This window comes from Bacillus sp. AFS077874, assembly GCF_002566505.1.
Taxonomy (GTDB): domain Bacteria; phylum Bacillota; class Bacilli; order Bacillales; family Bacillaceae_G; genus Gottfriedia.
This window is the reverse complement of sequence record NZ_NUYF01000035.1, coordinates 1-898: the sequence shown is the minus strand read 5'-3', so window position 1 is coordinate 898 and position 898 is coordinate 1. Positions and strand designations below refer to the sequence as shown.

1 protein-coding gene is annotated in these 898 nt (G+C 39.4%); it reads left to right on the top strand.

Translation table 11 applies throughout. The features are described from left to right. Nucleotides 1-546, top strand: a 546-nt coding sequence (locus tag COJ46_RS19460; protein WP_286145528.1) for an exosporium glycoprotein BclB-related protein, incomplete at its 5' end; no start/stop codon positions are given. Between the last annotated feature and the right edge of the window lie 352 nt (nucleotides 547-898).

Genomic DNA, 898 nt, shown 5'->3' with positions numbered 1-898 from the left:
ACAGGTCCAGCGGGAGCAACGGGAGCGGGTGCTATCATTCCGTTTGCATCGGGTGGTCCGGTTTCAATGAGTACTCTATTAACTGGATTAGCTGATACAGCAGGCCTGATTGGATTTGGTAGCTCAGCTTCAAATGTACAAATACTTGGAGGAGCAATCGATTTAACTGGAACTGTGTTAGGTCCAATTCTTGACTTTGCATTTTCAGTTCCAAGAGCAAGTACAATCACTTCAATCTCTGCATTCTTTAGTGAAACAGTAGGTTTGAATCTTATTCAAACATCTATCACGGTAACTGCTCAATTATATAGTGCACCAGCAAATAGTAATAGCTTTACACCAATTCCAGGAGCTTCAGTAACTTTAGCTCCAAACCTTACAGGAGTTGTATCTTTAGGATTTATTGCTAATGGTATTAGCGCTCCTTTAGCAATTCCGGTAGCTGCAACAACAAGATTAATGATGGTATTTACAGCTGAAGCAACTGGACTTAACCTTGCTAATACTGTAGTTGGTTATGCAAGTGCAGGAATTACGCTTAATTAATCAATAAATAGATAATTAAGATATTAATTCAAGAGTTGACTCTACTCTATTAGATTATTAATTCTATCTGAATGATAGGATTGAATCTAGTTAGTAGAGTTTTTTTGCGGATTTTTAATAGAAATAGTATTAAAATCCAAACAAACTTGTCCAACAAAAATAGTATAAAGTGTACGTCAAAATATTTTTGGAGGTGTATCTATTTGCCAATACCACCAGGCCCACCAGGCCCACAATTACCACCAGTCTTACCATTACCACCAGCTCCAACAGGTCCTACGGGAGCACCATTGCCACCAGGTCCTCCACCGCCAACAGGAGTTACAGGTTTAACAGGTCCAACAGGAGCAAC